This window comes from Candidatus Accumulibacter propinquus (assembly GCF_056856495.1).
Map to the genome: position 1 here is coordinate 1,424,896 of NZ_JBSEHC010000003.1, position 24,764 is coordinate 1,449,659.

Genomic DNA, 24,764 nt, shown 5'->3' on the forward strand with positions numbered 1-24,764 from the left:
TGACGGCATGCACAGTAGGTGGAATGAGGGGTAGGCAATGAGCGAACAGCTTGAGCAGGCCGCCGGCCTGGCGGACGAGCGACGTCGGAACCAGCGCTCGCGGGCCGCTTTCGACAGCGCTTTCGTGATGATCGAGCCGTTTTTCGATCCAGGGCAGGGCTGGGGGGGGCAGTCGCTGGAACTTCTGGCGTACCGTATCGTGCGCGAGAATTTTCCCGAACTGAGTGGCGAGGAGGTGCATGCCGTGGTGGTGGCAGCACACCGCGTGTATATCGAGCGCAATCCGCAACGTAGCGATCACCTGCCGCGCCCGAGCGAACTACGGCGGGTAACCCTCTGAACCGGCATGCGACGCCCTGGGGGGAGGCGGCACCGCCTGCTGCGGCACGTCTGAAGTTGCTGCCGAGTTTGCGGAGAGAGCCTGTCCATGCCGATTTCGATTGATGCCTGTGTTGCCCAGCATCAGGGCGACCGTCGCGAGCAACAGGACCGGGTCGCCATCCTGCCGCATCCGCGGGGCGGCGGGGTGGCTTTGGCGGTGTTGGCGGACGGCATGGGCGGCCATACCGGTGGAGTCATTGCCGCCCAGCAGGTGATCCACACCGCGCGCAACAACCTCGAGGGTTATTCGGCGCGAACCGAATCGGCGCGCGTGCTGCTGGAATCGTGCATCAACGAAGCGCATATGCTGATCAAGGCTTCCCGTTTCATCAACGAGAAGGATCCGCACAGCACCGTGGTGATGTTGCTGCTGCAGCCGGGCCGGGTGAGCTGGGCACACTGCGGTGACAGCCGCTTCTACCATTTCCGCGGCGATGCCTTGCTCTTCCGCAGCACCGATCACTCGTATGTGGCGCAACTGGTGGTGCAAGGCAGGATCACTCCCGAACAGGCGCTGGTCCACCCCAACCGCAACATTCTGCTGACCTCGCTGGGTGGCGGCGACGCTCCCAAGATTGCCTTCGGCGAAGCCGAAGGCCTGCAGGCAGGGGACACCTTTCTGCTCTGCTCCGACGGTCTCTGGGGCTATTTCACCGACCAGGAACTGGCCTGGGTGATCAGCGGCTCGTCTTCGGCGCGGGAAGCGTCCGAGTTGCTGATCGGGCGCGCGCGCTCGATGGGCCATGGCGACGGCGACAACATCTCGGTGGCCATCCTGAAGCTGGTCAATGTGTCCCAGCCGGAGCCGGCGGCCACCCCTGGCGCAAGGACGACGCTACTTGCGCCCGAGACCGCCAAGTAGCGCGGCGACCAGGCGGCGTGGTTTGTGCGGGTGCTCACTGCGGGCCGATGCCCTTTCGGCCTCGCTGCCGACTGCCGCCGCCACTGGATGTGGTTCCGCGCTTTCGTAAGGCTTGCTGAAGTCGAAACCGTCGGCGGCAATGTGCGAAGGGCGTCGGCCGCTGCCCGGCCGGTTCGACCCTTCGCGCGCCGCCGCGCGGCTCGGGGCGCGCTCACCCGGTGCTGTCGCCAGTGGCGCCAGGGCTGGTGGCGCTGCCGTCGGCCGGCGGTGGTGACTGCGTTTGTCGCCGGGCGGGTAGCAGTAGTCGTATTCCGGCTCGAAGCCGGGGATGGCTACCTGCTCGACCTGGATCCGGATCAGTTTTTCAATCTCGACCAGATACTGGACTTCGCTCGCCGAAACCAGTGAGATCGCCGTTCCGGGCTTGCCGGCACGACCGGTGCGGCCGATGCGGTGGATGTAATCTTCGGGCGTGCGCGGCAACTCGAAGTTGATCACATGCGGCAACTCGTCGATGTCGAGACCGCGCGCCGCCACGTCCGTCGCGACCAGCACCAGTACCGAACCTTCCTTGAACGCTTCGAGTGCCTTGAGGCGTTCCTGCTGGCTCTTGTCACCGTGGATCGAGTCGGCGGCAATTCCCGCCTTTTGCAACTCGCGAGCCAGCTTATTGGTTTCGATCTTGGTGCGCGTAAATACCAGCACCTGGTTGAAGTCGGCCGATTTCAGCAGTTTCACCAGCAGCGCACGCTTGGCCTCGGCGGCCACCGGATGGACCCGGTGGGTGATCGTCTCCGACACCGTGTTGCGCTTGGCGACCTCGATCAGTACCGGCGACTGCAGCATGCCGTCGGCCAGTTTCTTGATCTCTTCCGAAAAGGTCGCCGAGAACAGCAGGCTCTGCCGCTGCCGGGGCAGCATGTTGATGATGCGCGTGACGTCCGGGACGAAGCCCATGTCCAGCATGCGATCCGCCTCGTCGAGCACGAGCGCCTGCACGCTGCCGAAGTTGAGGCACTTTTGTTCGACGAGGTCGAGCAGCCGACCGGGGGTGGCCACCAGGACCTCGACGCCGCAGCGGATCTCGGCCATCTGCGGTTTGATGTCTACCCCACCGAAGACGCAGGCGCTCCTGATCGGTACGTGCCGGCTGTAGGTCTTCACCGATTCGTGGACCTGGATCGCCAGTTCGCGTGTCGGCGCCAGCATCAGTACGCGTACCGGGTGGCGGGCAGGTGAAGGGCTGGGGCTGGCGAAGGCCAGGATGCGCTGCAGCAGCGGCAGCGTGAACGCGGCGGTCTTGCCGGTGCCCGTCTGGGCGCCGCCCATCAGATCCTTGCCGGCGAGAACGAGCGGTATCGCCTGTGCCTGGATCGGCGTTGGCTCCGTGTAGCCCTTGTCGGCAATGGCTCTCAGCAGTTCAGGTGCCAGGCCGAGTTCATCAAAACGCATGGGCAAAGCCTTCAAATCGGTCAAAAATCAATCTCATAAGGTGCATGATTATACATTGATCGCGCTGCCTTGCCCGCCTGCTTTACGGTGGCAGACGCGGGTCGGAGCGGGGATGCGTTGGTGCCGAGTCCCTTGATCGATCGCGGCAGGCAGGCACGGGCCAGGTTTTGCGCGTATTCCCGGCGTGTCGTCAGCGTTTTTCGAGCAGGCCGAGGGCGCGTTCTGCGGCCGCGTCGAAAATGGGGACTCGCGAAACGAGCTGCGCGCGGCCGGAGCGGATTTGCTGGTCGACGGTGGCTGCCGACATGGCGACGGCGTAGGGCCAGTCCGGGTTGAAGAACAGGATCGTCCCCGAGGACGGGTTTTGCCAGCAACCGAGGCCGCACAGCGGCTCGGTGTTCGCCATCCGGAAACGCAACCAGTCGCCGACCTGCCAGTTGGCCACCGTCAGCGTGTGCGGTGAGCGGGTATCGGACGGCATTCCCAGATAGTGTACCCGCCAGCCGTCGCGCTCAAGGACGCGCGGGGCTGCCGGCGACGCGCCGCCGACGACGGCACGTGGGCTGTCCGCAGCCGTTCCCGGTGACGGCGGAGTTGGCGCCTGGCTGCGCAGCGCGGCCGTCTGCAGGTCGAACAAGGCATTCAGAAACGGGCTTCTCTCGGCGGCAGGAACGCCGATTGCGTCAAGCCCGGCGCCAATTCTCCGGACCAGCGACGAGGCCAGGCTGGCGAGGCGCTTGCGTTCTTCGGCGCTTTGTTTCGGTTGTACGCTCCAGATCAGTTCATCGCCGGTCGTGCTGCTTTCTTGCCAGCGTTTGCCCGCAGCGCCATCCTCCAGAACAGCGGCGACCATCACTCGCAACCAGTACTTTTCGAGAAACGACGCGACCTCGGGCGAACGCGTTCTGGCCAGCCTGCCGCGCAGCCAGGTCGCCGCAAGTTGTTCGGCATACTGCCGGTTCTCGTGCTCGACGACCATCTGGATGGAGTTCTCCGCCGCCCGTCGGATCGACTGGTCGCGTTCCCGGATCAGCGTGTCCAGGTCGGCGAGGTGTGCATCGAGCGGCGCACCCCTGGTGTCCAGCGCGATCCTGGCGGCTGCGGTGAGTCGGCCGATGCGCTGGCAGATCGGATGTTCCCAGCCGGTGTTGCGCGGCAGGCCGACCGCCGCCCGCGCCATGCGGTTGATCAGCAGGCGTGCGGGATGATGATCGTTGGTGAACAGGGACGGGTCGACGATCGCCAGTTTGAGCAGGGGAATCTGCAGGCGTCCGATGGCCGCCTTGATGGTGTCGGGTAGATCGCTGGAGTCGAAGATGGACTCGAAGATCAGCGCCATCGTATCGATGGCGATCGCTTCTGGCTTGCCCAGGGGCAGGTCGAGATCCTTCGATGTCAGCGCGCACAGCGGCGCGGGCGCCGGCAACTCCGCCGCTCCCGTGTCGATGGCTGGGTGCGCCGAGCGGCTCTCGAGAGCGGTCAGGCGGTCGAGCAAATGGTTGAGCATGACCATGGCCGCCGCATCGAGAGTGGCATTTCCGGAACGTGCACTGCCGTCTCCGAAAAAGTCGACCGGCGCACCGGTTTGCTCGTTGCCTAGACGGCGCACCGCCTGCTGCAGCGTAGACAGGGCATTGCCTGGCGCCGCCTGGTTCTCCGCGGAGCCGACTGCGGCGGCCACCGTGGTCACCACTGGCGCGCTTGCTCCCTGCACCGGTTCGATCCCGTAGCCTGCCAGCAATTGGTCGAGATCGCGATACAGCGCCGGCAGTTGTTGCCCAAGTGCGCGCTCCAGCCAGTCGAGCATGGCGTGTTGCTGTTCATGGCTGCCGCCGCAGGCCTTGCAGAGCGCCCACAAGCCCAGGCAGATCACCTCCGGGCCGAGCGGATTGCTGTCCTCGTTCATCGCCGGCCTGGAGAGCAGGGTCATGTAGCGCAACTGGCTTCGCCACAGGTCGCGACCGGCAGTCTCGCGCAGGCGGCTGCCGATTTCGCCGATGCGGATGTCCAGTTCGAGGTCGTCGTCTCCCATCAAGGTCAGGCGCGAGGCCGTGAGTTGGCTGGTTTGCTCGAAGTCGTCACGCGGGCTGGCCGATGCCGCCTGGTCATGCGCCTCACCAACCTCGCGGGTGAAAGCTTCGAACGCAGGTGCTGTGGCGAACGCGCAGCGATTGACGATTTCCGTCAGTCGGCTCAGGAAGAGAGCCTTGCTGGCACGAAGTACAGGCAAGGGGTCTCCGCCAGTTGCGGTTGTTTGCGGAAGCAGGGGGTTATCTTCTTCGGACATTTCTTGCCGGCCGGATGCTATCAGAGGTCTTTAGTCGTCAATCGTATCGAAGCGCGGATCAATGGTCGTTCGCCTAATGCTTTGCGGGTTTGTCGGGCGCTTTTTGTTCGGGTTTGGCTTCAGGCGCGGCTTCCTCGACGGCTGCAGGTTTTTTCTTCTTGGCGCCCGGTGGTTGTGGCGGTGGCAGTTGGGGTTCGACGGTTTCCAGCTTGTTTTCCCGCATGTAGACGTCCATGTCGCGCCAGCCTTCGTAGATCGGCGCCTTGGGCAGCCACGAGTAGATCGAGTAGCAGTCTTCGATGGCGCGTCCGGATTGCCGGCAGGCACCGCCGACCGCTTTCCCCTCGGCATCCAGACGTGCGGCCTTGGCTGCCGGCGGTTCGATTCCGAGTTTCTGCTGTACCGCGTCGCAGCCGCTGAGGCCGAGCCACAGGGTGGCGACCATCAGGAAGGTGCGCAGGGGGTCAGGCACTCGCTCGAACACGACGTTCTCGAAGAAAGTAGAATGCAGATGCCGCATTTTAACCACAAACAGGGTGCGGGTCTTTCCCGAGCCTTGTCCAAAGAGGTATGAGCGCCGTAATCGGCCTTCGGCAGCAATGCGTCTGAAAGAATCACGGTGCGAGGAGAGCGCGAGTCATATGCAGAAGGCGCTGACCCAGATGAACGTGTTTGGTGTTGCCGAACGTGCGGCTATTCCCACTCGATCGTTGCCGGCGGTTTGCCCGAGATGTCGTAAACCACCCGGTTGATGCCACGCACCTCGTTGATGATCCGGTTGGAAACCTTTCCGAGCAGGCTGTGCGGCAGTTCCGCCCAGTGCGCGGTCATGAAGTCCTGAGTTTCCACCGCGCGCAAGGCGACGACGTATTCGTACGTCCGGCCGTCGCCCATGACCCCCACCGATTTCACCGGCAGGAATACGGCAAAGGCCTGGCTGGTTTTCTCGTACCATCCAGAGGCACGCAACTCGTCGATGAAGATGGCGTCGGCGCGGCGCAGGAGTTCGGCAAACTCGGGCTTCACTTCGCCGAGAATGCGGACGCCGAGGCCGGGGCCGGGGAAGGGGTGGCGGTATACCATGTCGTGCGGCAGGCCGAGGGCGATGCCGAGTTCGCGTACTTCGTCCTTGAACAGTTCGCGCAGAGGTTCGAGCAGCCAGAGATTGAGCTGCTCGGGCAGGCCTCCGACGTTGTGATGGCTCTTGATGGTATGCGCCTTGCGGGTCTTTGCGCCGGCCGATTCGATCACGTCGGGGTAGATCGTGCCTTGCGCCAGCCATTTGGCGTTGCTGAGCCGGGCGGCCTCGACCTGGAAGACCTCGACGAACTCGCGACCGATGATCTTGCGCTTCTCTTCCGGGTCGGAGACTCCCTGTAACTGTCCCATGAACTGCGCGGCAGCGTCGACGTGTACGACCTTGACGCCGAGGTTGCGGGCAAAGGTCTGCATCACCTGTTCCGCTTCGTTGAGTCGCAGCAGCCCGTTATCGACGAAGACGCAGGTGAGCTGCTCGCCGATCGCGCGGTGGATCAGCGCCGCCGCGACCGAGGAATCGACGCCGCCCGAAAGGCCCAGGATCACCTCCTCGTTGCCCACCTGCGAACGAATCTTCTCGATCGCTTCCGTGACGTAGTCGGGCATGTTCCAGTCATGCCCGCAGCCGCAGATGTCGCGGACGAAACGTCCGATGATTTCCCTGCCCTTGAGCGTGTGGGTGACCTCCGGATGGAACTGCACGGCGTAGAAGTGGCGTGCCTCGTCGGCCATCGCCGCGATCGGCGTCGAGGCATTGCTGCCGATGACCTTGAAGCCCGGTGGCAACGCCGTGACCTTGTCTCCATGGCTCATCCAGACGTCGAGCAGGCCATGCCCCTCGGCATTGCGCCGGTCCTCGATTCCCTTGAACAGTGTGCAGTGGCCGTGGGCACGCATTTCGGCGTAGCCGAATTCCCTGCGCGTCGAGCTTTCGACCTGGCCTCCCAGTTGTGCGGCCATCGTCTGCATGCCGTAGCAGATGCCCAGGACGGGGACACCCAGTTCGAACACTACCGGCGGCGCCTTGAAGTCCTCGACCGCATAAACCGAATTCGGTCCACCCGACAGAATGATCCCCTGCGGATCGAAGTTGCGGATGAACTGTGGCGTGACGTCGTAGGGATGCAGCTCGCAATACACCTGCTGTTCGCGGACGCGGCGGGCGATCAGTTGCGCGACCTGCGAGCCGAAGTCGAGGATGAGAATTTTCCGGTGGGACATGGGCCAGGCCTCAAATGCAGCGGGCGGCCTGCAGCCGCCCGCTGGTCGTCGATCGATACTCAATCGACGTGGTAATTGGGAGCTTCCTTGGTGATCTGGACGTCATGGACGTGCGATTCTCGGACGCCTGCCGAGGTGATCTCGACGAAGGCCGCCTTGGCGTGCATTTCCGCGATGGTCCGGCAGCCGAGATAGCCCATCGATGAACGCAGGCCACCCATCAGTTGATGGACGACCGCCAGCACCGAGCCCTTGTAGGGCACCCGGCCCTCGATACCCTCGGGAACCAGCTTGTCGACGTTGGCCGTTTCCTCCTGGAAGTAGCGGTCGGCGGCGCCCGCGGCCATGGCGCCGATCGAACCCATGCCACGGTACGACTTGTAGGAGCGCCCCTGAAACAGCTCCACCTCGCCGGGAGCTTCCTCGGTGCCGGCAAAGAGCCCACCGAGCATGACCGCGTCGCCCCCCGCGGCAATGGCCTTCGAGATATCACCGGAGTAGCGGATGCCGCCGTCGGCAATCATCGGCACGCCGCTGTTCTGGAGCGCGTCGTAAACCATCTGGATGGCGGTGATCTGGGGGACGCCGACGCCGGCGACGATACGCGTGGTGCAGATCGAGCCGGGGCCGATGCCGACCTTGACGCCATCGGCGCCATGCTCGACCATTGCCAGCGCGGCATCGGCCGTGGCGATGTTGCCGCCGATCACTTCGACCCGCGGAAAGTTCTTCTTGATCCAGCGGACGCGGTCGAGAACGCCCTGCGAATGCCCGTGGGCGGTGTCGACGACCATCACATCGACACCCGCTTCGGCGAGCAGCTCGGCGCGCTCTTCCGTCCCCGGGCCGACGCCGACGGCAGCGCCGACGCGCAGACGGCCAGCGCCGTCCTTGCTCGCCTCGGGGTGCTCGGTGGTCTTGATGATGTCCTTGACGGTGATCAGACCACGCAACTCGAAAGCGTCGTTGACCACCAACACACGTTCAAGACGATGTTTGTGGATCAGCGCCTTGCCTTCCTCGACCGTTGCGCCCTCGTGCACGGTAACCAGGCGATCGCGCGGCGTCATGATGTTGCGCACCGGTTGATCGAGTTGGGTTTCGAAGCGCAGGTCGCGGTTGGTGACGATGCCGACGACGAGTTGACCATCGAGCACCGGCACCCCCGAGATCTTGTGCAGGCGGGTCAGGGCCAGCACGTCGCGTACCGACATGTTCGGCGGGACGGTGATCGGATCCTTCAGGATTCCCGACTCGAAACGCTTGACCCTGGCGACCTCGGCGGCCTGCGCCTTCGGGCTGAGGTTCTTGTGCACAATCCCGATCCCGCCCTCCTGCGCCAGGGCGATGGCCAGGCGGCTTTCGGTGACGGTGTCCATGGCTGCCGACACCAGCGGCAGATTGAGGCTGATGTTGCGTGTCAGGCGCGTCTTGAGCGTGACATCGCGCGGCATGATCGAGGAGTGGGCGGGAAGGAGGAGGACGTCGTCGAATGTCAACGCCCTTTGGATTAATCGCATGGCCTTTGATCCGAGGTCACAAAAACGTATTATACAGCCTGCCCTCCTACCGCTGAATGGCCATGAAGCGCTTCGTCCTGACTGCTGCCTTGCTGTGTATTGTTGCTGCGGCGCAAGCCCAGATTTACAAGTGGCAGGACCAGAACAACCGGACCGTCATTTCCGACCGCCCACCCACCGGCATCGTCCGAAAGCCACGCACCATCGAGGCCGAGGCACCACCCGCGGCGGCGGATGCCGGCAAGGCGATGGCCGATCGCGAGATGGATTTCCGGAAACGTCAGAAGGAGTCCGCGGAGCGTACCGAGAAGGCGGAAAAGGAGCAGCGGCTGACTGCCCAGAGACAGGAGGACTGCGACGCCGCCCGGCGCTCGCTGCAGGCCATGGAATCCGGAGAACGCGTGGCGATGCGTGACGCCCGGGGTGAGCGCTACTTCCTGGACGACAGCCAGCGCCAGCAAGAGACCGCGAGAATCCGCCAGACCGTGCAGAGCAACTGCAAGTGAGCGCTGCCTATTCGCCCTCGCTGTCGCCGGCACCCTTTTTCATGACCTTGCCTTCGGCCGCCCGCTGCTTGCGTACTTCCTTCGGGTCGGCGATCAGTGGGCGGTAGATTTCCACGCGGTCGCGATCGCGCAGGACGGTGTCGAGTTTTCCGAGCTTGGCGAAGATACCGATCTTGTTCCTGGTCAGATCGATTTCCGGATGCTTCTGCAGCAGTCCGGAAGCTTCGATTGCCTGCCGCACGGTGCTGCCCGTCGGCAACTGCAAACGCACCAACTGCTGCTTCGTCGGCAGGGCGTAGATCACTTCAATCGCCAGCATCTCAGACATTGGGCAGCCCATGGACCTCGTTCGCACGCCTCACGAACGCGTCGACGAAGGTGTTGGCGATCTGGCTGAAGACCGGGCCGATCACCTTCTCGAACATCTTGCTGGAGAACTCGTAGGAGAGCTGGAATTCGATCTTGCAGGCGTGTTCGGCCAGGGGCTTGAAGCGCCATAAACCGTCGAGCCGGCGAAACGGACCATCCACCAGCGTGATGCGCATCCAGAACGGGCATTCCTTGTCGTTCTCGGTGGTGAAATGCGACTTGACGCTGCGGTAGTTGATGTGCAGCGTGGCGACCGTCTTGCTGTGGTCACGGAATTCACAGCGGGTCTTGCTGCACCAGGGGAGGAACTGCGGATAGTCCTCGACACGGTCGACCAGATCGAACATCTGTTGCGATGAACGTTCGATCAGCACCGACTTGTTGACCATGGCCATCCTCTGCCATCTCCCGTGAATCCTGTAGAATCGGCGATTCTAGCACTCCCGAACCTTGATCACCTGAGAAACGGCATCATGAGCATCGTCGCCAACAAGAAGGCCTTTCATGACTACTTCATAGAAGAGAAGCTGGAAGCGGGCATCGCGCTGGAGGGCTGGGAGGTGAAGGCGATCCGCGGCGGCCGGGCGAGCATCAAGGAAGCGTACGTGGTCATCCGCAATGGCGAGATTTTTCTCTTCGGGATGCATATCACGCCGCTCCTGGCCGCGTCGTCGCACGTCAAACCCGACCCGGTTCGTACCCGCAAGTTGCTGCTGCACAGCCGCCAGATCGGCAAGCTGATCGGCCAGGTCGAGCGTGCCGGCTACACCCTGCTGCCGCTGGACCTGCACTTCCAGCGCGGCCGCATCAAGGTCGAGATCGGTCTTGCCAAGGGCAAGAAACAACACGACAAGCGCGAGGCCGAGAAGGATCGCGACTGGGTGCGTGAGAAGGCGCGTCTGATGCGGGTCAAGGTCTAGACAGAGCCTGCGGGGCGGCATCGGCATGGCGTGCAGTCGAGCAGCCGTCAGCTCAGGTGCCGCAACGATTGCTGCTGTCGCTTCTCCGAGCGTGCGGCTTCGCCGAGGCGCAGACGCACGAAGTTGATGTGCGTCTGCGCAGCCAGCCGGGCGGCCTCGGGTTGGCGACCAACGATCGCCTCGCGTATGGCCGCGTGCTGGCTCATCAACTGGCGACCGATTTCCGGACTCACCGCCATTTCCCGCAGACTGCGCCGTACATGCTCATGCAACAGGCGCAGCACGCTTGCCACGAGATGACTGAACAGGGCGTTGTGCGCCGAATCGGCGATGGTCAGGTGAAAGGCGACGTCAGCCGCCACCTGCGCACGCCGATCGTCGGCAGCATAGGCAGCGTCCAGACGCGCATACGCCTGTCCCAGTCGCTGCAGATCGGTGTCGGTGGCTCTTAGCGCGGCCAGTTCGGCTGCCGACGCCTCCAGCAGATAGCGGAACTCGAATACGTCGTCCTGTAGCGAGGGGTGCTGATCCATCAACTGTTGCCAGGGATCGACGAAGCTGCTTTCCAGCCGGTCGGTGACGTAAGTACCGCCACCGTGACGACTGACCAGCAGTTCCCGGGAGACCAGTTGTTTGAGCGCTTCGCGCAGGGAAGGGCGCGAAACCCCCAGTTCGATCGCCAGTTCGCGTTCGGCCGGCAGGCGGTCGCCAGGCTTCAGTGAGCCCTCAAGAATGCGCGCCTCCAGTTGATGAGCGATGGCGTCCGGAATGCGCGGCAGGTTGAGCTTGCTGTAATTCATGCGGGTGGCCCGGTGTCGTCTGCCTGGATTATTGCAGGAGTCGGCCGGTCTTACCAGTTTCCTGGGCCGGCCGACCGATACGCCGAGGATCCTTGCCGGGAGATTGACAAAGCGCACTGACCGACTTATTGTTCCCGGTAATTGGTCTTACCACTTCTCCGCCAACCATCCACCAACCGAGACAAGAGGAGCCAGCCATGGACGAAGCAGGCCGCCGCCACTACCCGGAAAAACCAGCGAGGGTTTACCTCTTCGGGACTTGCCTGATTGATCTCTTCTGTCCGGAGGCCGGCATGGATGCCGTCCGTCTGCTGGAGCGCGAGGGGATCGAGGTGCATTTTCCCGCCGCTCAGACCTGCTGTGGGCAACCGGCGCATAGCAGCGGTTTTCCCGAACAGACCCGCGCCGTGGCGCTCGCCCAGTTGCGCCTGTTTCCGGAAGCGTGGCCGGTGATCGTCCCTTCCGGTTCCTGCGCGGGCATGATGCGTCACCACTATCCGCGGATTTTCGCCGACGATCCGCGCTTGCTGTCGGAGGCCAGTGCGCTCGCAGAACGAGTCTTCGAGTTCACCGAGTTTCTTCTCCATGTTGCCCGCGTCAGACTGACGGATCGTGGAGCCCCGGCACGTGTCGCGCTGCACACCTCGTGCGCCGCCCGTCGCGAGATGGGTACACATGTGCACGCGCGCACGCTGCTCGGCCAGTTGCCCCGGGTGGAAGTCGCCATGCACACGCATGAATCCGAATGTTGCGGCTTTGGTGGCACGTTCTCGCTCAAACACCCGGCGATCTCGTCGGCGATGGCCGGCGACAAGGTCGAAGCGCTCAAGCAGACCGGCGCGCAGACCTTTCTCTCGGCGGATTGCGGCTGCATGCTGAACCTCAACCACACCCTGCAGAAACGTGGCGACCCCTTGCAGGGCCAGCATCTGGCGACGTTTCTTTGGCAGCGCACCGGTGCTGAAGGGGAGCAGCGATGAGCGCGCGTGCCAACATCCTGCAGCGTCTGCGGGCGGCGCCGCAGGCTACGTCGCCGCTGCCGCCCGACGTACCGGCCTTCCATGCGGCGTGCCACGCCGGGCTGGCGGCAGGCACGCGCGCCGCGCGCATCGCCCTGTTCTGCGAGAAGATGGCTTTCTGGCACGGCGAGGTGGTACGGGTGACGCGCGCCAACTGGCCGCAGACCTTGCGCGAACTCTGCGTGACCAAAGGCGTACGCTCGCTGCTCCACGGCGAGCCGCACACGGCGGCGCTGCGTGCCGCCGGTATCGGCGGCCTGAAACCTTACGACCGACCGGTGGACGCCTGGAAGAAGGAGCTGTTCGAAGATACGGATGCCAGCCTGACCTCGACGCGCGGTGGGATCGCCGAGACCGGCACGCTGATCATCTGGCCGGACGTCGACGAACCGCGCCTGATGTCGCTGGTGCCACCGATCCATTTCGCGCTGCTCGACGCCGACCAGCTTTACGACGATCTGTTCGGGGCGATGCGCGAACAGCGCTGGAGCAGCGGCATGCCGACCAACGCGCTGCTCGTTTCGGGTCCATCGAAGACGGCCGATATCCAGGTGACGCTGGCCTATGGCGCACATGGCCCGAAGGAGTTGGTCGTGCTGATGCTGGTCAATGAGGAGGAACTGAAATGAACGCCCCCCTGCAGTTCGTTCCCGCCAGCGCATTCAAACAGCGCGCGGCGGCAGCGGTGGCCGATGCCCATCTGCGCAGCAGCTTCCGCAACGCCATGGATTTCCTGATCGCGCGGCGCGCGGCGCAATTTCCCGATGCGCCGGCGCTCGAACGCCAGCGCGCCTTTGCCGAGCACATCCGCAAGTACAGTCTGGCGCGCTTGCCCGACCTGCTCGAACAACTCGAACGCAAGCTGACCGACAACGGTGTCAGCGTGCATTGGGCCGAGACTCCGGAAGAGGCCAACCGGATCATCATCGACATCGCGCGTCGCCATTCGACCCGACTGATGGTCAAGGGCAAGTCGATGGTCAGCGAAGAGATCGAGCTCAACCATGCGATGGCCGACGCCGGCATGGAGGCGCTGGAGAGCGACATGGGCGAATACATCGTCCAGCTTGACGGCGAAAAGCCCTCGCACATCATCATGCCGGCGATCCACAAGACCAAGCAGCAGATCGCCCGCCTGTTCGCCGAGAAGGTGCCGGGTGCCGCGTATACCGACTCGGTCGACGAACTGATCGGCATAGGCCGCGCCGTGCTGCGCGAGAAGTTCATGACCGCCGAGATCGGGCTGTCGGGGGTGAACTTCGCCGTCGCCGAAACCGGCACCCTGTGTCTGGTCGAGAACGAAGGCAACGGCCGCATGTGTACCACCGTTCCCGACGTGCATATCGCGATTACCGGCATCGAAAAAGTGGTCGAGAAACTCGAACACGTGCCGCCGCTGCTCGCCTTGCTGACGCGCTCGGCCACCGGTCAGGCGATCACCACCTACTTCAACATGATCAGCGGACCGCGCAAGCCGGGCGAAAAGGATGGTCCACGCGAGTTGCATCTGGTGCTGGTCGACAATGGTCGCACGCAGGCCTACGGCGACGAGCAACTGCGTTCGACGCTGCAATGCATCCGTTGCGGCGCGTGCATGAATCACTGTCCGGTCTACACCCGTATCGGCGGCCACGCCTATGGCTCGACCTATCCCGGGCCGATCGGCGCCATCGTCTCACCCCATATGCTGGGACTCGCTGCCACGCACGTGCTGCCGACCGCTTCCAGTCTGTGCGGCGCCTGCGGGGAAGTCTGTCCGGTGCGGATTCCGATTCCTGATCTGCTGATCCGACTGCGCGGCGAGGCACAGCACGCCGCCCGACCCGGCGAGAAGCCGATGCTCGGTCAGGGGGCTGCGCAGAGCAGCCTGATCGACATCATCTGGGCGGGGTGGGCCGCGCTGTATACCCGGCCGGCGCTGTATCGTGCCTTCGGCTGGTTGGCGACCCGTTTCAGGGCGCTGACGCCGCCGATGCAGTCTGGCTGGACGGCCAGTCGTACGCCGCTGCAGCCGGCCAGGCGGACGCTGCACGAGCAGATGGCGGCCAGAAAGCGGTCCTGAAGCGTCCTGCGGAGCGCCAGCGCCGCGGACTTCAGCGGCTGCTGCCCAACAGGAAGGCGACGGCCTGATCCCACCAGGCGTCGTCGAGGGCGTCGAACCAGTCGTTGTGCCCGGCGCCTTCGATCACCGACAGGCGTCGGGGTTCGCCAAGTGCGTCGTAAAGCGCCCTGCCGAAGCGGGCGGGAACGATTCTGTCTTCACCGGCAATGACTACCAGTATCGGGCGGCCGAATCCCGCGAGGTGGGTGGTGCTGTCGTAGCGGTCGCGCAACAGCCAGCGCACGGGCAGTAGCGGATAGTGATGGCTGGCGACGTGTTCGAGCCTGTCCCAAGGCGTAAACAGCAGCAGGCCGGTGATCGTTGCGCGCGCCCGCGCGCTGGCCGCCGCCGCGACGCCGGCACCCAGCGATTCGCCGATGATCAGCAGCGGTCCGCCGTAGCGACCGTGCGCGAGGGCGATCGTCTGTTCTGCGTCGGTCACCAGGTTCTCCTCGCCGACTTGGCCGCTGCGCGGCCCGTAAGCCGGATACTCGGCGAGGATGACACGCAGGCCGTGTCGCGACAGGGCGTCGACGTAAAACTGACGATGCCCGGCGTGCCCGGCGTTGCCATGAAAGACAATCGCCGTGCCGCGTGCTGGAGCGCTCGGTTCGGCCAGCAGGCCGCGGAAGTCGGTGGCTGACGGCCACGGCGCAAGTCCGCCCGCGACCATTTCCGCCACAGTGGCCCGGTCCGGGTAGTAGAGCAGGTGATCCTGGAACATGGCAATTCCCGTACAGGTCAGGAGATAGGCCAGCAACGCGCCGAGCAGTCCGCGTCGCAGCGTCGCTGCCGATCGCCCGATGCCCTTCGAACAGGTGGTGTACATGCCGCTGAACAACCGTCGCGCCGCCGCTACTTCTTTTTGAAGAAGCGGGCGTCTTCGAACAGGGACGCGATTTCAACCTTCGAGATCTCGGGGTTGTCTGGTACGACGTAGAGAATCGGCGTGATCAGTTCCTCGAAGATGCCGCGCAGGCTGCGCGCGCCGGTCTTGTACTCGATGGCGATTTCGGCAATCTGCTCGAACACCCGTGGGCCGATGCTCAGTTCCACGCCTTCGCCCCGGAAGATCTCGATGTACTGCCGATAGATCGAGTTTCTCGGCACGCTCATGATGCTGACCAGCATCGTCTTGGTCAACGGGTGCAGGTTCGCAACCACCGGCAGGCGTCCGGTGAATTCGGGAATCAACCCGAACTCGAACAGGTCCGTGGGCTTGACGCGCTTGTTCAGCCGATCGAGGATGTTCTGGTTGTCGTCGGCCGAGGTGGCGATAAAACCGAAACCATGCGTCTTGGACATGATGTTTTCGAGACCGACGAAAGCGCCGCCACAGATGAACAGGATATTGCTGGTATCGATGTATTGATCGTTTTTCAGCTTGACCGGTGCACCCTCCATGATCTTCAGCAGCGCGTGTTGCACGCTCTCGCCCGAGATGGCTCGCGATTGCGCATTGGTCGCCTTCAGTTTGTCAATCTCGTCGATGAAGATGATGCCATGCTGTGCATTCTCGATGTTGCCGTCGGCCTTTTCGAGCAGCCGCTGCAATACCGCCTCGATCTCTTCATTGACGTACTTGGTCTGTGCCAGAGACGTTGCGTCGGCGGTCACGAAAGGCACCTTGAGCATCCGCGACAGGGTGTCGCAGAGCAGGGTCTTGCCGGTCCCGGAAGGCCCGACGAGCAGGACGTTGCTCTTGGCGATCGTCCCCTTGTCGTTCTGGAAAGTGGCGATCTTCCGATAATGCGAGTAGACCGCGACGGCCAGGATCTTTTTTGCTTCGGTCTGGCCAATCACGTATTGATCGAGATACCTGACGATGGCGCTGGGCGTGGTTTCTCTGGCAAGCAATTCGCACCTCAAGATCGGCAAAAGGAGTTCACAAGACTTCCGGAAGGCGCCCGTGATGGCCTGCGGGTTGCCTCACAAACATTGATCTTATGCCGAAACCGGCAAACGTGCCGTGCGCGGCGAACACCAGGATGGGCAGAGGGAAATCCGCCAGGATCAGACAGCCGGCCCTCCGGGAGCCCGGCGCACCCGGATCAGCGCGAGGTACGACAACAGGGCGAGGACCGAGCAGAGCGCCACGGCCACCGCCAGGGCCTGCGCACCGGCGGCAAGGGCGTGCCCGACGGCAATGCCGACGCACGCGGCCATCGTCATCTGTACGAAGCCCATCAGGGCCGAAGCGGATCCGGCCATCGTCGGATACGGTGCCAGCGCCCTGGCAATGGCATTCGGCATCACCAGTCCGGTCGCGACGGTGCAGAAAAACATCGGCGCGAGGATGGCGGCGACGCCATGCACCCCTGAAAACTCCAGCACCGCCATGCTCACCCCGGCGACCGCACCCAGGCAGGCGCCACGTGCCAGCAGGCCATCGCTGCCAAGCCGCCGGACCAGTCGGCCTGAAGCCACTGAACCGATCAGATAGCCGGCGACGACAATGCCGAAACACATGCCGTAGACCTCCGGGCTCAACCCGTGGCGGCCGGTCAGGACGAATGACGAAGCCGAGATGAAGGCGAACAGGGCGCTGTACGAGAACGAGAAGGTCAGCAGATAGCCGAGGTAGCTGCGGTCGGCAAGCAGGCGCCGAAAGTTGGCGAGCATCCGCGCTGGCGTGGTCGCTTCCGGATCGCGATGCACATTGCTTTCGCCGAGCACGCGGGCGACGACGGCGAGTTGCACCACAGCCACCAGCAACAGGAGCACGAAATTGGATTGCCAGCCGAAGAGTACCGTCAGGAAACCGCCAAGCGTCGGCCCGAGCAGGGGGCCGATGGCCATCGCGCCACCCATGTAGGCAATGACGCGTGCCGACTCGCTGGCACCCCAGAGGTCGCGGACGACGGCACGGCCGATGACCGGACCCGCGCAGGCACCGAGTGCCTGCACGAAGCGCGCGAGAATCAGCCGGTCGATGCTGTGGGCAAACACGCAACCCAGCGTGCCGACGCAAAACATCAACAGGCCGCCGAGCAGGACCGGCCGCCGCCCGTAGCGATCAGAGAGCGGGCCGTAAACGATCTGCCCGCAGGCAAAGCCGGCAAGAAACACCGACAGGGTCAGTTGTACGCTGGCCACATCGCTGGCAAACACCCTGGCGAGCGTCGGCAACGAAGGCAGATAAAGGTCCGTCGACAGCGGACCGAGCGCGACCAGGGTAGTCAGGAGGACCGCCAGACCAACAGAGGGACGCGGCACATTCATGGCGCAAGGCCGTTCAATGGACTGTCACCTGGCCACCGTGAGTCCAGTGCTGTCCGCATGGCGCACGGCGAGCACTGGAATGCCGAGGACCTCCGGCGAGCCGCCCTTGCGGCGGCTGTATTCGCCGTCGGGGACGTGCGCCCCGGCACCACTCCCTCGCTGTTCCGGGCAGCGGGCTACTTGTTCTTGAAATCGAAAAACATCTTGAAACAGCGTGCGAAGGCAAGCGGGGTTTCGCAGTGCTGTGCCCACAGATCGGCCGTGATGGAAAAAGAAACGTCACCCTCGGCCTGCTTGTCCTTGACCCAGACCAGGCGCCGATCGCTGAATACACCGGTCGGCAGGCGTTTGTTGATGAACTCCCAGAGATCATCCAGATTGTCGAAATTGGCGAGATCTCCCGCCCCGTCGGCGCCTTCCTCTTCTTCCACGAAAACCTGGTAGCGCATGCAACACCTCGGCAAAAAAACGGCCCGGACCTGAAACAATGGGCGCATGATTGGTCGACAGCGCGCAATTATTGGCGAAGGCGAGGGAATAGTCCATCCCGCCGCGGGCGACAGGGCGCACGCGCCAGGCATCGGCGCCACGTTCAGCGCGCTGTCAGGGCAGCCAGTTCGTGCTCGTCGAAGCCGGCCGCGCGGCGGGCTTCGAGGTTGAAAGGGCCGCGCAGACGCGGCGCGCGATGCCGTTGCGCCAGTTCGCTGTAGCACGCCAGAGGGTCGAGCCCGCGTTGCCCACAGAGCCATCGGTACCAGCGATTGCCAATGGCTACATGCCCGATCTCTTCACGCAGGATGATTTCCAGGATGGCGGCACCCTTGTCGTCGCCCGCACGCTGCAATTTGTCGCGAATCAGCGGCGCCGCGTCAAGACCGCGCGCTTCCAGCGTCCTGGGCACCAGCGCCAGGCGCGCCAGGAGGTCGCCACGGGTCTTCTCGGCCATCTCCCAGAGACCGTTATGGGCCGGGAAGTCACCGTATGCGAAGCCTGTTGCCTGCAGGTGTTCGCGCAGCAACTGGAAGTGGCAGGCTTCCTCCGCGGCGACGCCGATCCAGTCGCGGTAGAACTCGGCGGGCATGCCATCGAAGCGCCAGACGATGTCGAGCGCGAGATTGACCGCGTTCAGTTCGATGTGGGCGAGCGCATGAATCAGCGCCGCACGCCCCGCGAGCGTGTTGACCGGTCGCTGCGCGAGTTGTGCGGGCGGAACCAGCAGCGGCCTGGCGGGGCGACCGGGAAGTGCTGCCGGTATCGGTTGCCGCACGTCGGGCGCCGCGCCGATCGGGGGTTCGCCGCTGCGCACGATGCTCTGGACAGCGGCGCACTTGGCGTCCGGACTGTCCACCAGCAAGGCGTCGAGGGCGAGTTGGCGCAGGCTCAAAGCAGTTCTTCGATATCCGTGGTCATTGCTTCCGGCGCGGTGGCCGGGGCGTAGCGGCCGGTCACCTCACCCTGGCGGTTGACCAGGAACTTGGTGAAGTTCCACTTGATTCCCTCGCTGCCGAGCAGGCCAGGCGCGGCCTTCTTCAGGTACTGGTAGAGCGGATGGGCATGGTCGCCGTTGACCTCGACCTTGGCAAACATCGGGAAGCTGACACCATAATTCTTCTGACAGAAACTGGCGATCTCTGCGGCCGCCCCCGGTTCCTGTGCTCCGAACTGGTTGCAGGGAAAACCCAGAACCACCAGGCCGCGCTCGCGATAGCGCTGGTAAAGCGCTTCCAGACCCTGATATTGCGGTGTAAAGCCGCACTGGCTGGCGGTGTTGACAATCAGCAGAACCTGGCCGGCGTAATCGCCAAGGGACTGGCTGCCGCCTTCGAGGCGTTCGACGGTGAACTCGTGTATTGCAGCGTGCATGGTCATTTTTCTCCTTGATCGTCGACCGGTACACAGGCACAGAACAGGTGGCGGTCGCCGTAAACATCGTCGATGCGATTGACGCTCGGCCAGAACTTGTTTTCCGCCACGTACGGCAGCGGGAAAACCGCTTCCTGGCGACTGTACGGTCTGTCCCAGAGGCTGTCGACGATGTCCGCCTGGGTGTGTGGCGCATGCGTCAGCGGGTTGTCGTCGGCTGGCCAGTGGCCCAGATCGATGCTGCGGATCTCTTCGCGGATGGCGATCATCGCGGCGATGAAGCGGTCGAGCTCGGCTCTGGACTCCGACTCGGTGGGTTCGACCATCATCGTCCCGGCAACCGGAAAACTGACCGTCGGCGCGTGAAAACCGTAGTCCATCAACCGCTTGGCGATGTCGATTTCCGAGATTCCGGTCGCCGCCTTGATCGGACGAATGTCGAGAATGCATTCGTGCGCGACGCGCCCGTGGCTGCCCTTGTACAGTACCGGGTAGTGGGGCTGCAGGCGGTTGGCGACATAGTTGGCGTTGAGGATGGCGACGGCGGTAGCGCGCGTCAGCCCGCTGCCTCCCATCATCGCGATATACATCCACGCGATCGGCAGGATCGACGCCGATCCCCAGGGAGCCGCGGCGACCGCGCCCTGGCCGGCGTGCGGGCCAGGGATCGGCTGCACGCTGTGGTTGGCCATGAAGGGTGCCAGATGGGCCTTGAGGCCGATCGGTCCCATCCCCGGCCCGCCACCACCGTGCGGGATGCAGAAGGTCTTGTGCAGATTCATGTGGCTGACGTCGGCACCGATCAGGGCCGGCGAGGTCAGGCCGACCTGCGCATTGAGGTTGGCGCCGTCCATATAGACCTGGCCGCCGTGCTGGTGGATGATGGCGCAGATTTCCTGTACCGCTTCTTCGAAGACGCCGTGCGTCGAGGGATAGGTGATCATCAGGCAGGCGAGCTGGTCCGCATGTTGCGCCGCCTTGGCCCGGAGGTCGGCGACATCGATATTGCCGGCCTCGTCGCAGTTGACCACCACCACCCGCATGCCGCACATCTGGGCGGTTGCCGGATTGGTGCCGTGTGCCGATTTCGGGATCAGGCAGACCTGGCGCCGGCTCTCGCCGCGGCTGGCGTGGTAGCGCGCGATCGCCACCAGACCGGCGTACTCGCCCTGTGCCCCCGAGTTAGGTTGCATGCAGATGGCGTCGAAGCCGGTGATCGCCTTGAGCCAGGTTTCCAGCTCGCCGATCATCTGCAGGTAACCCGTCGCCTGATCGAGCGGCGCGAAGGGGTGGATGTCGGCGAACTCCGGCCAGGTGATCGGGATCATCTCGCTGCTGGCATTGAGCTTCATGGTGCAGGAACCGAGTGAGATCATCGAGTGGTCGAGCGCCAGATCCCGGTTCTGCAGTTTTTTCAGGTAGCGCAGCATCTGGTGCTCAGTGTGGTGGGTGTTGAACACCGGATGCGTGAGGATGGCGTCGTGACGCAGCAGGGCCGGTGGCAAACTCGGGTCATCCTGCTGCAGTTGCGCGTCGAGTATTCCGAGGTCGGCGTGGATGCCGGTGAGCAGTTTGATCAGGTTGCCGACGTCGGTTCGTGAAGTCTTCTCATTGATGGCGATGGCGAGCACGCCCGGGGAGACCTGGCGGAGGTTGTAACCTGCGTCGAGCGCGGCCTTGTAGGCGCTGAGGGCGTGCCCCCCCAGATGGACGCGCAGGGTATCGAAGAAGTGTCTGGTTTCAACGCTGATCCCTGCCCGGTGCAAGCCCTCGGCGAGCAGGGCGGCCAGGCGGTGGATGCGCCCGGCGATCCTGCGCAGACCCTGCGGGCCGTGGTAGACGGCGTACATGCCGGCCATGTTGGCGAGCAGAACCTGCGAGGTACAGATGTTCGAGTTGGCCTTTTCGCGGCGGATGTGCTGTTCGCGGGTCTGCAGCGCCATGCGCAGCGCGGTCTTGCCGCGGGCGTCTACCGAGACCCCGATGATGCGGCCAGCCATCGCCCGCTTGTATTCGTCCCGGCTGGCAAAGAAGGCCGCATGCGGGCCGCCGAAACCGAGCGGGATGCCGAAGCGCTGCGACGATCCGAGGGCGATGTCGGCGCCCATCTCACCCGGCGAGCGCAACAACACCAGCGCCATCAGGTCCGCGGCGACGGCGACGATGCCGCCGCGCGATTTGACTGCGGCGATGGGCCCGCTGAGGTCGCTGACTTCACCGAGGTCGTTGGGATACTGGAACAGTGCTCCGAAGACCTCCTGCTGCGTCGCCTCGTCGGGTGAGCCGAAGACCAGTTCGAAATCGAAGAACGCCGCGCGCGTCCTGAGCACGTCGATGGTCTGCGGGAAGCAGGCGGCGTCAACAAAGAACAGGTTCGATTTCGCCTTGCTGACCCGGCGCGCCATGGTCATCGCTTCGGCAGCCGCCGTGGCTTCGTCGAGCAGCGAGGCGTTGGCGAGTTCGAGCCCGGTCAGGTCGATCACCATCTGCTGGTAGTTGAGCAGGGCTTCGAGGCGACCCTGGGCGATTTCCGCCTGATAGGGCGTATAGGCGGTATACCAGCCCGGGTTTTCGAGAACGTTGCGCAGCAGTACCGTCGGGGTCAGGGTGTCGGCGTAGCCCATGCCGATCAGCGAGTGCCGCACGCGGTTACCGCCGGCAATGGCCCGCAAGGCGGCGAGCGCTTCTCCTTCCGGACGCGGATCGGCGAGTGCGAGTGCGTTCGGCAGTCGAATCGTTGCCGGCACCGTCTGCGCTACGAGTTGTTCCAGGCTGGTGGCGCCGATGCTGTCCAGCATGGCGGATATTTCACTGTCGCTGGGGCCGATGTGGCGGCCGACGAAATCGTCGCGCTGTTCCAGGGTCGAGAGCGTCGGGGAAGGAGAGAGGGGATCCATGGCGTCGTCCGGTAGCGGTAATCTTGGCCTAGGCGGCGTCGACGATCATCTGATAGGCGGCCGCATCGAGCAGGGTCGCCAGGTCATCGGCCGTGTTCGGTCGCATTCTGAACAACCATGCCGCGTAGGCATCCTGGTTGACGGTTTCGGGTGCGTCGACCACCGCCTGATTGACGTCGACGACGGTACCGGCCAGCGGGGCGTAGACGTCGGCGGCGGCCTTGACCGATTCGACGACTGCCGCTTCCTGGCCGGCAACGAACTCGCTTTCGAGCCCCGGCAACTCGATGAATACCAGATCACCAAGCAGTTCCTGCGCATGCTCGGTAATGCCGATACTGATCGTGCCGTCCGCTTCGGCGCGGACCCATTCGTGACTGCTGGTGTACTTGAGGTCGGCAGGGATGTTCATGTTTTCTCCTGGGAAGTTGTTCAAGGTGACGGTCGCCGCGGCGACTCATGTGGTGTCCCGCTGCAAATCCTGCGAGAGGGGCGGGGTGTGGAAATGGTCGAGGCCTTCATGACCAGCGGCCCGTTCGAGCCGTCACGCGCAGGGCCTCAAGTCCGGGAAGCAGGCATTCAGACGCGGATCGTGCCGTTGCGCACGAAGCAGGGTTTGACGACCCTGGCGGCCAGCAGCTTGTCGCGTATCGCTACCAGGACGTCGTCGCCGATCGCCACGCCGAGCGGTAACCGGGCCAGGGCAATCGATTGCTGCATCGTCGGCGAGAACGTGCCGCTGGTGATTTCGCCGTTGCCCGCGCCCGTCAACACCTTCTGGTGCGCACGCAACACGCCGCGGTCGACCAGCACCAGACCGAGAAACTGACCCTGGCGGGGTCTCGACAGCAGTGCGGTCTTGCCGACGAAGTCGCGCGGCGACAGCAGGTCCACGGTCCAGGCAAGGCCGGCGTCAAGGGGCGATACGGTCTCGTCCATATCCTGGCCATAGAGGTTCATGCCGGCCTCGAGACGCAGAGTGTCACGCGCACCCAGACCACAGGGCCGCACGCCCGCCGCAGCGAGCGCTTCCCACAGATGTTCGGCCTGGTCCGCAGGCAGGGTGATCTCGTAACCGTCCTCGCCGGTATAGCCGGTGCTGGCGATGAAATACTCGCCGACGGTGGCGGCAAAGAAAGGCTTGAGGTCGGCGCAGGCAGAACGACATTCCGGCAGCACCTGCCAGACCTTGTGGCGCGCGTTCGGCCCCTGCACGGCGATCATCGCCAGCGCCTCGGCGCCATCACGCCGCTGCCTGAGAGTGGCGGCAAGCTGCCACTCGTCCAGGCGGTCAGTCATCCACGCCAGATCCTTGGTCGCCGTACCGGCATTGACCACGAGGCGGTAGCGGGTGTCGTCGAGATAGTAGACGATCAGGTCGTCGATCACGCCGCCGGCCTCGTTAAGCATCGCGCTGTACAGGGCCTTGCCCGCGACCTGCAGGCGATCGACGTTGTTGGCGATCAGGCGCCGCAGGAAGGCCTTGGCATCGGGGCCGTCGAGATCGACCGCGCACATGTGCGAGACGTCGAACATCCCCGCGTCGCGGCGCACGGCGTGGTGTTCCTCGATCTGCGACCCGTAGTGCAGGGGCATTTCCCAGCCACCGAAATCGACCATGCGTGCGCCGCCGCGACGGTGGCTTTCGTTGAGGACAGTTTTCTGCATCGTATCAATCCATAAGGTGAGTCTGTTGGAGTCGATTCGAGAACGAAAAAGGGGCGAACTCGACTCGAGTTCACCCCCCTGTCCATGTACCTGAGAGATTGTCGCGCTGTAACCGTGAATCGCAGCCGCTCTTGCCCCATCGGTGGGCGCCTCGCGACAAGCGGGCGCCGCTCTCCAGAGTTCATTGCACGAACGGTTCATCTGCCTGAGCGTTTCCGGGTGGATTGCGCCTTCGGCGGCGGCGTGGCCGCGCTCTCCCATTCGCGCCGCAACTATAGCGCGCAGCCGCCCCGGTTCGCAAGGTGATCATGGCTGTCGCGCCGCCACGCTTTCCCAGGATTGGAATTCCTGCGGCCGGCATACTGCCCGGATTGTGGCTGCGGTTGGCGTGGGGCGAGCCGCGCGCATGCCGGCGATCGTCAGTCGCTCGAAGGTGCCAAGTGTCGACTATTTTTACACTCGGCTTGTCGGCGATTAGCGAAATATTCTAACCATATGTTTTCAAAGAAGATTATATTTTGGGCATGGAATTTGCTATTTCAAACCTGAGTCAGGTTTTGTTGAGGGCATCGATTTTTGCTTATGGGTGTCTCTGCGTTAGTGCCCGAAGACCAAGACTTGTGAAGCCTATTTAAACC

Annotated in this window: 24 protein-coding genes and 2 riboswitches; of the genes, 7 read left to right on the top strand and 17 right to left on the bottom strand. The window is 63.9% G+C overall.

What is annotated here, in order from left to right; translation table 11 throughout:
- The first annotated feature begins 37 nt into the window (after positions 1-37).
- Both AC15MQ_RS12350 and AC15MQ_RS12355 read left to right on the top strand, forming a co-directional pair.
- On the top strand, positions 38-340 hold the full coding sequence (locus tag AC15MQ_RS12350; RefSeq protein ID WP_287652591.1) for a hypothetical protein: 303 nt from the start codon (positions 38-40) through the stop codon (positions 338-340).
- Positions 341-427: 87 nt separating this feature from the next.
- Positions 428-1,243 carry a PP2C family protein-serine/threonine phosphatase gene (locus AC15MQ_RS12355; protein WP_483080280.1) on the top strand — a complete coding sequence of 272 codons (816 nt, stop codon included), beginning with the start codon at positions 428-430 and terminating at the stop codon, positions 1,241-1,243.
- On the opposite strand, the gene AC15MQ_RS12360 is transcribed toward AC15MQ_RS12355, so the two are convergent.
- The 5 genes from AC15MQ_RS12360 to guaB form a co-directional block, all read right to left on the bottom strand.
- The gene (locus AC15MQ_RS12360; RefSeq protein WP_483080281.1) at positions 1,217-2,695 is read right to left on the bottom strand and encodes a DEAD/DEAH box helicase; all 1,479 of its coding nucleotides are present in this window, start codon (positions 2,693-2,695) and stop codon (positions 1,217-1,219) included. The genes AC15MQ_RS12355 and AC15MQ_RS12360 overlap by 27 nt on opposite strands.
- Positions 2,696-2,885: 190 nt before the next feature.
- The gene (locus AC15MQ_RS12365; RefSeq protein ID WP_483080282.1) at positions 2,886-4,925 is read right to left on the bottom strand and encodes a DUF1631 family protein; all 2,040 of its coding nucleotides are present in this window, start codon (positions 4,923-4,925) and stop codon (positions 2,886-2,888) included.
- Between the two features lie 130 nt (positions 4,926-5,055).
- On the bottom strand, positions 5,056-5,502 hold the full coding sequence (locus tag AC15MQ_RS12370; protein ID WP_287652598.1) for a hypothetical protein: 447 nt from the start codon (positions 5,500-5,502) through the stop codon (positions 5,056-5,058).
- Between the two features lie 173 nt (positions 5,503-5,675).
- Positions 5,676-7,241 (bottom strand): glutamine-hydrolyzing GMP synthase, encoded by a 1,566-nt coding sequence (guaA, locus tag AC15MQ_RS12375; protein ID WP_332337058.1) that lies wholly within the window; start codon positions 7,239-7,241, stop codon positions 5,676-5,678.
- A 59-nt stretch (positions 7,242-7,300) separates the two neighbouring features.
- Complete coding sequence (guaB, locus tag AC15MQ_RS12380; RefSeq protein ID WP_483080283.1) at positions 7,301-8,761, bottom strand: IMP dehydrogenase; 1,461 nt, start codon at positions 8,759-8,761, stop codon at positions 7,301-7,303.
- Positions 8,762-8,823: 62 nt separating this feature from the next.
- Here guaB and AC15MQ_RS12385 point away from each other — a divergent pair, with 62 nt between their 5' ends.
- Positions 8,824-9,267, top strand: a complete 444-nt coding sequence (locus AC15MQ_RS12385; protein WP_483080284.1) for a DUF4124 domain-containing protein — start codon at positions 8,824-8,826, stop codon at positions 9,265-9,267.
- A 7-nt stretch (positions 9,268-9,274) separates the two neighbouring features.
- Here the strand turns inward: AC15MQ_RS12385 and AC15MQ_RS12390 are convergent, their stop codons facing one another.
- Positions 9,275-9,595: an RnfH family protein gene (locus AC15MQ_RS12390; protein ID WP_287652606.1), complete on the bottom strand. Its 321-nt coding sequence runs from the start codon at positions 9,593-9,595 to the stop codon at positions 9,275-9,277.
- The gene (locus AC15MQ_RS12395) at positions 9,588-10,031 is read right to left on the bottom strand and encodes a type II toxin-antitoxin system RatA family toxin (protein ID WP_287652608.1); all 444 of its coding nucleotides are present in this window, start codon (positions 10,029-10,031) and stop codon (positions 9,588-9,590) included. Before AC15MQ_RS12395 ends, AC15MQ_RS12390 begins: the two co-directional genes overlap by 8 nt.
- A gap of 78 nt (positions 10,032-10,109) precedes the next feature.
- Here AC15MQ_RS12395 and smpB point away from each other — a divergent pair, with 78 nt between their 5' ends.
- Positions 10,110-10,556, top strand: a complete 447-nt coding sequence (gene smpB, locus AC15MQ_RS12400) for an SsrA-binding protein SmpB (RefSeq protein WP_483080285.1) — start codon at positions 10,110-10,112, stop codon at positions 10,554-10,556.
- A gap of 47 nt (positions 10,557-10,603) precedes the next feature.
- Here the strand turns inward: smpB and AC15MQ_RS12405 are convergent, their stop codons facing one another.
- Complete coding sequence (locus AC15MQ_RS12405; protein WP_287652610.1) at positions 10,604-11,356, bottom strand: FCD domain-containing protein; 753 nt, start codon at positions 11,354-11,356, stop codon at positions 10,604-10,606.
- A gap of 197 nt (positions 11,357-11,553) precedes the next feature.
- Between AC15MQ_RS12405 and AC15MQ_RS12410 the strand changes: the two genes are divergently transcribed.
- From AC15MQ_RS12410 to AC15MQ_RS12420, 3 genes are read left to right on the top strand one after another with little or no spacing between them, the layout of a single operon-like run.
- Complete coding sequence (locus AC15MQ_RS12410) at positions 11,554-12,336, top strand: (Fe-S)-binding protein (RefSeq protein ID WP_287652611.1); 783 nt, start codon at positions 11,554-11,556, stop codon at positions 12,334-12,336.
- Positions 12,333-13,004 (top strand): LutC/YkgG family protein, encoded by a 672-nt coding sequence (locus AC15MQ_RS12415; protein WP_350496998.1) that lies wholly within the window; start codon positions 12,333-12,335, stop codon positions 13,002-13,004. Before AC15MQ_RS12410 ends, AC15MQ_RS12415 begins: the two co-directional genes overlap by 4 nt.
- Positions 13,001-14,437, top strand: coding sequence for a LutB/LldF family L-lactate oxidation iron-sulfur protein (locus tag AC15MQ_RS12420; protein ID WP_483080286.1), 1,437 nt, complete (start codon positions 13,001-13,003; stop codon positions 14,435-14,437). Before AC15MQ_RS12415 ends, AC15MQ_RS12420 begins: the two co-directional genes overlap by 4 nt.
- A 31-nt stretch (positions 14,438-14,468) precedes the next feature.
- Here AC15MQ_RS12420 and AC15MQ_RS12425 read toward each other — a convergent pair whose 3' ends face one another.
- The 9 genes from AC15MQ_RS12425 to gcvT form a co-directional block, all read right to left on the bottom strand.
- Positions 14,469-15,305, bottom strand: a complete 837-nt coding sequence (locus AC15MQ_RS12425) for an alpha/beta hydrolase (RefSeq protein WP_483080287.1) — start codon at positions 15,303-15,305, stop codon at positions 14,469-14,471.
- A gap of 26 nt (positions 15,306-15,331) precedes the next feature.
- Positions 15,332-16,333: an ATP-dependent Clp protease ATP-binding subunit ClpX gene (gene clpX / locus AC15MQ_RS12430; RefSeq protein ID WP_287652615.1), complete on the bottom strand. Its 1,002-nt coding sequence runs from the start codon at positions 16,331-16,333 to the stop codon at positions 15,332-15,334.
- Between the two features lie 156 nt (positions 16,334-16,489).
- Entirely contained in the window at positions 16,490-17,698 is a 1,209-nt protein-coding gene (locus AC15MQ_RS12435; RefSeq protein WP_483080288.1) for a multidrug effflux MFS transporter, read from the bottom strand.
- 176 nt (positions 17,699-17,874) lie between these two features.
- Complete coding sequence (locus AC15MQ_RS12440; protein WP_287652617.1) at positions 17,875-18,147, bottom strand: hypothetical protein; 273 nt, start codon at positions 18,145-18,147, stop codon at positions 17,875-17,877.
- Between the two features lie 143 nt (positions 18,148-18,290).
- Positions 18,291-19,082: a ferritin-like domain-containing protein gene (locus AC15MQ_RS12445; RefSeq protein WP_483080289.1), complete on the bottom strand. Its 792-nt coding sequence runs from the start codon at positions 19,080-19,082 to the stop codon at positions 18,291-18,293.
- Complete coding sequence (locus AC15MQ_RS12450; RefSeq protein WP_287666198.1) at positions 19,079-19,561, bottom strand: glutathione peroxidase; 483 nt, start codon at positions 19,559-19,561, stop codon at positions 19,079-19,081. Before AC15MQ_RS12450 ends, AC15MQ_RS12445 begins: the two co-directional genes overlap by 4 nt.
- 2 nt (positions 19,562-19,563) lie before the next feature.
- Positions 19,564-22,458 carry an aminomethyl-transferring glycine dehydrogenase gene (gcvP, locus tag AC15MQ_RS12455; RefSeq protein ID WP_483080290.1) on the bottom strand — a complete coding sequence of 965 codons (2,895 nt, stop codon included), beginning with the start codon at positions 22,456-22,458 and terminating at the stop codon, positions 19,564-19,566.
- Positions 22,459-22,486: 28 nt separating this feature from the next.
- Complete coding sequence (gcvH, locus tag AC15MQ_RS12460) at positions 22,487-22,870, bottom strand: glycine cleavage system protein GcvH (RefSeq protein WP_287652621.1); 384 nt, start codon at positions 22,868-22,870, stop codon at positions 22,487-22,489.
- Between the two features lie 167 nt (positions 22,871-23,037).
- A complete protein-coding gene (gene gcvT, locus AC15MQ_RS12465; RefSeq protein WP_350496992.1) occupies positions 23,038-24,126 on the bottom strand; it encodes a glycine cleavage system aminomethyltransferase GcvT in 1,089 nt (362 codons plus the stop codon).
- Positions 24,127-24,202: 76 nt separating this feature from the next.
- Positions 24,203-24,306, bottom strand: a riboswitch (glycine riboswitch).
- 3 nt (positions 24,307-24,309) lie between these two features.
- Positions 24,310-24,396: riboswitch (glycine riboswitch) on the bottom strand.
- Positions 24,397-24,764 lie beyond the last annotated feature (368 nt).

Excerpts from the sequence above, each read along its gene's own strand:
- AC15MQ_RS12350 (WP_287652591.1), top strand. The coding sequence starts at position 38 with ATGAGCGAACAGCTTGAGCAGGCCGCCGGCCTGGCGGACGAGCGACGT.
- AC15MQ_RS12355 (WP_483080280.1), top strand. The coding sequence starts at position 428 with ATGCCGATTTCGATTGATGCCTGTGTTGCCCAGCATCAGGGCGACCGT.
- AC15MQ_RS12360 (WP_483080281.1), bottom strand. The coding sequence starts at position 2,695 with ATGCGTTTTGATGAACTCGGCCTGGCACCTGAACTGCTGAGAGCCATT.
- AC15MQ_RS12370 (WP_287652598.1), bottom strand. The coding sequence starts at position 5,502 with ATGCGGCATCTGCATTCTACTTTCTTCGAGAACGTCGTGTTCGAGCGA.
- guaA (WP_332337058.1), bottom strand. The coding sequence starts at position 7,241 with ATGTCCCACCGGAAAATTCTCATCCTCGACTTCGGCTCGCAGGTCGCG.
- guaB (WP_483080283.1), bottom strand. The coding sequence starts at position 8,761 with ATGCGATTAATCCAAAGGGCGTTGACATTCGACGACGTCCTCCTCCTT.
- AC15MQ_RS12385 (WP_483080284.1), top strand. The coding sequence starts at position 8,824 with ATGAAGCGCTTCGTCCTGACTGCTGCCTTGCTGTGTATTGTTGCTGCG.
- AC15MQ_RS12390 (WP_287652606.1), bottom strand. The coding sequence starts at position 9,595 with ATGTCTGAGATGCTGGCGATTGAAGTGATCTACGCCCTGCCGACGAAG.
- AC15MQ_RS12395 (WP_287652608.1), bottom strand. The coding sequence starts at position 10,031 with ATGGCCATGGTCAACAAGTCGGTGCTGATCGAACGTTCATCGCAACAG.
- smpB (WP_483080285.1), top strand. The coding sequence starts at position 10,110 with ATGAGCATCGTCGCCAACAAGAAGGCCTTTCATGACTACTTCATAGAA.
- AC15MQ_RS12405 (WP_287652610.1), bottom strand. The coding sequence starts at position 11,356 with ATGAATTACAGCAAGCTCAACCTGCCGCGCATTCCGGACGCCATCGCT.
- AC15MQ_RS12410 (WP_287652611.1), top strand. The coding sequence starts at position 11,554 with ATGGACGAAGCAGGCCGCCGCCACTACCCGGAAAAACCAGCGAGGGTT.
- AC15MQ_RS12415 (WP_350496998.1), top strand. The coding sequence starts at position 12,333 with ATGAGCGCGCGTGCCAACATCCTGCAGCGTCTGCGGGCGGCGCCGCAG.
- AC15MQ_RS12420 (WP_483080286.1), top strand. The coding sequence starts at position 13,001 with ATGAACGCCCCCCTGCAGTTCGTTCCCGCCAGCGCATTCAAACAGCGC.
- AC15MQ_RS12425 (WP_483080287.1), bottom strand. The coding sequence starts at position 15,305 with ATGTACACCACCTGTTCGAAGGGCATCGGGCGATCGGCAGCGACGCTG.
- AC15MQ_RS12435 (WP_483080288.1), bottom strand. The coding sequence starts at position 17,698 with ATGAATGTGCCGCGTCCCTCTGTTGGTCTGGCGGTCCTCCTGACTACC.
- AC15MQ_RS12440 (WP_287652617.1), bottom strand. The coding sequence starts at position 18,147 with ATGCGCTACCAGGTTTTCGTGGAAGAAGAGGAAGGCGCCGACGGGGCG.
- AC15MQ_RS12450 (WP_287666198.1), bottom strand. The coding sequence starts at position 19,561 with ATGCACGCTGCAATACACGAGTTCACCGTCGAACGCCTCGAAGGCGGC.
- gcvP (WP_483080290.1), bottom strand. The coding sequence starts at position 22,458 with ATGGATCCCCTCTCTCCTTCCCCGACGCTCTCGACCCTGGAACAGCGC.
- gcvH (WP_287652621.1), bottom strand. The coding sequence starts at position 22,870 with ATGAACATCCCTGCCGACCTCAAGTACACCAGCAGTCACGAATGGGTC.
- gcvT (WP_350496992.1), bottom strand. The coding sequence starts at position 24,126 with ATGCAGAAAACTGTCCTCAACGAAAGCCACCGTCGCGGCGGCGCACGC.